The organism is Mixta sp. (assembly GCF_024610815.1).
GTDB lineage: Bacteria > Pseudomonadota > Gammaproteobacteria > Enterobacterales > Enterobacteriaceae > Mixta > Mixta calida.
This window is the reverse complement of record NZ_JANION010000202.1, coordinates 1-4,631: the sequence shown is the minus strand read 5'-3', so window position 1 is coordinate 4,631 and position 4,631 is coordinate 1. Positions and strand designations below refer to the sequence as shown.

Below are 4,631 nucleotides of genomic sequence, written 5' to 3'. Positions count from 1 at the left end.
CTTCATAGGGTTGGTTGTATATGCCTTTGCAAAAATATATCTGTATTTTGTCCGTGACGTTCCCTTTCTGACATATTTGCCCGGGCTATATAAAATCATCAGAGGCGCTTCGTTTGGAGGTATAGTGGTTGGAATAGGTTGTTGGTACGTTTATTATCGAAATGAACATTCATAATGATCTTCAATAAGTTCAACCTAAACCTTAGGTGCGATGACTAAATATAAATTCTCCGCTCTCAAAAGCGGGGAGTTTTACTTTATAACCAGCACGTTATCTTCTTCGCGGCATATCTACTCCTCCCCGAGCAGCCGGATGATCAACTGGCCCGGCCCGGTGATCACTTCGACAACCGCTTCAGACGTGGACGAGGAGCTGCTGAACCGCTGCCTGGTGCTGACGGTGAACGAGTCCAGAGAGCAGACGGAAGCAATACACGCGCAGCAGCGGCGGGCGCAGACGCTGGAAGGCTTACTGGCGCAGTCGGAAAAGGGTTATCTGGCCCGGTTACACCGGAACGCGCAGCGGCGGCTGCGCCCGCTGAAGGTGGTGAACCCTTACGCGGAGCAACTGACGTTCCTGAGCGACAAAACGCGCACCCGGCGCGACCATATGAAATACCTCACCCTGATACAGAGCGTTGCGCTGCTGCACCAGTACCAGCGGACAGTGAAGCGGACGGAGCATCGCGGCAGCGTTATCGAGTATATCGAGGTGCAGCCGTCAGACATCCGGCTGGCGAACCGGCTGGCGCATGAGGTCCTGGGCCGGACGCTGGACGAGATGCCGCCGCAGACGCGGAAGCTGCTGCTGCTGATACAGGCGATGGTGCAGGAGACTGCGCAGCGGCAGAACTGCCTGCCTTCAGAGGTGCGGTTCACGCGGCGGGACATCCGGGCGTGGACGAACTGGAGCGACAGCCAGCTCAAGCACCACTGCCTGCGGCTGAGTGAAATGGAGTACCTGTTAACCCACGGCGGCAGTCGCGGTCACCTGCTGCGCTATGAGCTGCTGTGGGACGGCGGCAGCGGTGAGGAAAGCCACCTGTGCGGGCTGCTGAGCGTGAATGAAAAAGCCGGAGATGACGAAGGCGGTAAACGTAAGTTCGGGCCGGAAGAGAGTAAGTCCGCCTTAAGTTCGGGTCAGGTTCGGGATAAGTTCGGGCCGGGAAAATCGGCGTCAGGGCAGGCAGGAGAAGGCCCGGCGGGTGAAGCGGTTCGGGTTGCTGAAAACGCAGTAATAAGAGAGAAAAAGAAAACCCCGCTGCCGCCTTCGCCTTCGTCAGTCAGCCTTCCTTCTTAGCCGCCTGCCGCAGACAGCGCCCGTTCTGACAAAGGAGTGTCATCATGGCCAACCGCAAACCCCGTTCAGACCGCCTGCTTACCGTCGATGAAATCTACCGCCAGCCGGTTGGCCCGGCGTCCGACCCGAAAAGCCTGTATGCGCTGCTGCGGTTCGTGCGGTGGCGGCGGGAGCGCAACTGGTCAGAGACGACGCTGAAGGTGCAGACGCATCACAGTTATCGCTTTATCTGCTGGGCGGATGAACGGGGTATCCGGTACGCGGCGGAGGTGACCCGTCCGGTGCTGGAGAGCTGGCAGCGCTGGCTGTACGGCTACCGAAAAACGAACGGGGAGCCGCTGAGCAGCCGGACGCAGCGGACGGCGCTTCAGCCGCTTCAGGTGTGGTTCTCCTGGCTGACAAAACAGGGGCTGATACTGGCGAATCCGGCGGCGGACCTGGAGCTGCCGCGGCTGGAGCGGCGGCTGCCGCGCACGATACTGAGCGTGGAGCAGGTAGAAGACATCCTGGCGCTGTGCGACCTGACGACGCTTCAGGGCGTGCGCGACCGTGCGCTGATGGAGCTGCTGTGGTCAACGGGCATCCGGCGCGGCGAGGCGGCCAGGCTTGAGATATACAGCACGGACTTCGTGCGGCGGACGCTGAGCTTACAGGGCAAGGGAAACCAAGACCGGGTGGTGCCGGCGGGAGAGCGTGCGCTGTGGTGGCTTGAGCGCTACCTCAGCCAGGTGAGGCCGGAAATAGCTGTCACGCCAGGCTGCCGGGCGCTGTTCCTGGCGATGGACGGCGTGGCGGGGCTGACGGCGAACGGCATCACGCAGGCGGTGGTGCCGTACCTGAGAGCGGCGGGCATCGACAGGGGAAGCTGCCACCTGTTCCGTCACGCAATGGCGACGCAGATGCTGGAGAACGGCGCGGACCTGCGGTGGATACAGGCGATGCTGGGTCACAGGAGCGTGGAGAGCACGCAGATATACACGCAGGTGAGCATAAAGGCGCTTCAGGCGGTCCATGCGTCAACGCATCCGGCAGAGCAGCGGGACAACCAGAAACCAGACAGGATGGAGTAAAGGTGATGATAAGGTATATACTTGGTCAGTACTTAAGCAGAGTGGGAGAAAGAGCCATGCCTAAAGAAGCGGTGTTCACGATGAAGCTGGAAAGCTCGCTGCGGGAAGAGTTCATCGCCGCTGCGAAAGCCAGTGACAGACCGGCCTCGCAGGTAATACGCGAGCTGATGCGGGAATACATCCGTCGCCAGAGCGAGAGTCGGGCTTACGATACTTACCTGGCGCAGAAAGTGGAGAGAGGACGGCAGGATATACGAGCAGATAACGTTGTGAGCAACGAAGAGGCTGAAGCGCAGTTCGCCGCGCGTCGGGCAAAACTGGCGGGGAAAGCGTGAAGGTGCTGTGGGCGCAGGAGGCGCTCAACGACCGTACAGCAATATGGGATTACCTCGAGGAACGAAACCCGCTGGCTGCGGCGGAGATGGATGAGCGGTTCAGTGAAGCCGCGGCCAGGCTGGCAGAGCAGCCGCTGATGGGTGCGCCGGGAAAAATAGCGGGTACGCGGGAGCTGATACCGCATGAACATTACCGGCTTGTGTATGAGCTGGATGAAGAAGCCGGTATCGTCTGGATAGTGACGCTGATCCACACGGCCCGATGCTGGCCGCCGGTCTCGCCGGAAAGTTAGCAGAGTTAGCGGAGCCCTCTGTAAGCCGGGCTGTTCGCTGTGCGGCAGGGCGCGCCATCCGTGGCGCGATCTGCCTTCATCCTGTTCCGTGCGTCGCGGGGTAAATGGCCGTGCGGCGGCCGGTCCGCTGTGCAATATGCAGGTACGGGATGGCCGCCGCGCGTCCATTAACCATAATGCGGGAGATTACACGCACTCTCGCGATTCACACCTGACTCCTTCCTGAAACAACGTCATGCGCTCGTATGCGTATAATCTGCATTATGGCGTGCGCCCCGCGTTCAGCGCCGGGGTGCGGCCGCCATCCCAGGCGGCGTCAGCCGCGTCATCGCCGGTAAGTAACCCCCAGAGGAAGTCGGCCTGACGGCCTCCGCTAAAGGGCTTAATGCCCGCCCGGCGTCGTCTGTCTGCGACGGCTCGCACTGCGCTGCGCTGCGTTGCTCGTACCCGCCTCGCCAGCTTCCGCTTCCCACCCCGGCCTGGTGTGGCCATGCAAACCCGTTCGTTCCCTCAGCCTTCCGTGCCTCAGAGCGCTGTACAGCGCTTGCGGGCTTCGCCAGCCCGCGCCCGGCAGACGGTTCACCGGGTCACAGCAAGCTGTGACCCGGCTCCCGCCGCGCTGGACCGGTAATGACAGGGGAGAAGATGCTGTTAAAATGCGCAGCAGGATAACGCAGGGAAAGCGGAATGAAACGGATAAGGAAAGCCCTCACATGGATGCTGTGCGCGGTGATGCTCAGTGGTGCGGTAGCGTGTACGGGCGAAAAAGGCGCGTCGGGGCAAAAAGTTGTAGCTCAGGAAATGCCTCAGCCAGAATCATCTGTAAGTGGCGGAAAGAACAGGGAAAAAGCGGTTGCGGCGGCTGACTGTACAACGGAAGAAGTTGTTGTTGAGAATAATTTACTCGGCGGTAGTGAAGATGCTCAGGCTGCATGGATACGCCAGCATGGCGTCGATATGGCGACCTGTTCTGACAATCCGAGTGGGGCCGCATGTCAGAAAGCAATGAATGAACGTGATGCCGTAGGGTTGGCGCTTGCTACAGGTAGTGTTGCCCTGTTACCGGGTGGCGCTCAGGCTATGTGGGGTCTTGGAGCCGGTGCGAATGCAGGTATCAGTTGTCTGGCGGATAGCACGATAGATCCGGCGAATGCGGCTATTGCTGGCTGGGTGAACGTTATCAGCATGGGCAATGGCCTGGCGGGTACTGTTGGCTGGAATGCTGCGGGCGGTGCACTGGGTAACTGGCTGGATGATAAAGCTCCACTATCTGGAGCAATAACAAACGGTGTTGGTGCAGGCATTGGTTACGGTATAGGAAAGGGTATTTCTTGGGGGACTAATACAGGGGCAAACTGGTGGAAGGAGGGCTGGGATCCGAAATTCAATTCAACCTTACAGAAATATACAGAGATAAAAGGTGATTTTGGCATTTCGAAGGAAATGACACCAAGTAATTTCCCTGGTTTGATTGGTGATATTGGGGGAAGTATCACTTCAGAGTTAGGGGGGAAGTATACAGAAAAAAAATGAAGCAAGAGGGAAATAAGAAATGAGGTCAATATTACTTCTTGTTTTCTTTGTTTTGATTAGCATGCTTTCTATCTTCCTGACTGGTCTTGCTTTATATGCC

5 protein-coding genes and 1 pseudogene are annotated in these 4,631 nt (G+C 58.6%); 5 read left to right on the top strand and 1 reads right to left on the bottom strand.

The window, feature by feature from the left end; all coding sequences use genetic code 11:
* Positions 1-328: 328 nt before the first annotated feature.
* From MYY08_RS15170 to MYY08_RS15155, 4 genes and pseudogenes are all read left to right on the top strand, one after another.
* Positions 329-1,300: pseudogene (locus MYY08_RS15170) on the top strand (DNA primase); the annotation flags it as partial.
* Between the two features lie 44 nt (positions 1,301-1,344).
* On the top strand, positions 1,345-2,370 hold the full coding sequence (gene xerC, locus MYY08_RS15165; protein WP_084970824.1) for a site-specific tyrosine recombinase XerC: 1,026 nt from the start codon (positions 1,345-1,347) through the stop codon (positions 2,368-2,370).
* Between the two features lie 56 nt (positions 2,371-2,426).
* The gene (locus MYY08_RS15160) at positions 2,427-2,705 is read left to right on the top strand and encodes a hypothetical protein (protein WP_038630021.1); all 279 of its coding nucleotides are present in this window, start codon (positions 2,427-2,429) and stop codon (positions 2,703-2,705) included.
* Positions 2,702-2,998, top strand: coding sequence for a type II toxin-antitoxin system RelE/ParE family toxin (locus MYY08_RS15155; protein ID WP_038626512.1), 297 nt, complete (start codon positions 2,702-2,704; stop codon positions 2,996-2,998). The genes MYY08_RS15160 and MYY08_RS15155 overlap by 4 nt, the downstream gene beginning before the upstream one ends.
* A gap of 261 nt (positions 2,999-3,259) precedes the next feature.
* Here the strand turns inward: MYY08_RS15155 and MYY08_RS15150 are convergent, their stop codons facing one another.
* Positions 3,260-3,421, bottom strand: a complete 162-nt coding sequence (locus MYY08_RS15150) for a hypothetical protein (RefSeq protein ID WP_156462408.1) — start codon at positions 3,419-3,421, stop codon at positions 3,260-3,262.
* A gap of 264 nt (positions 3,422-3,685) precedes the next feature.
* Here MYY08_RS15150 and MYY08_RS15145 point away from each other — a divergent pair, with 264 nt between their 5' ends.
* Positions 3,686-4,531 carry a hypothetical protein gene (locus MYY08_RS15145; protein WP_502888475.1) on the top strand — a complete coding sequence of 282 codons (846 nt, stop codon included), beginning with the start codon at positions 3,686-3,688 and terminating at the stop codon, positions 4,529-4,531.
* The last annotated feature ends 100 nt before the right edge of the window (positions 4,532-4,631 follow it).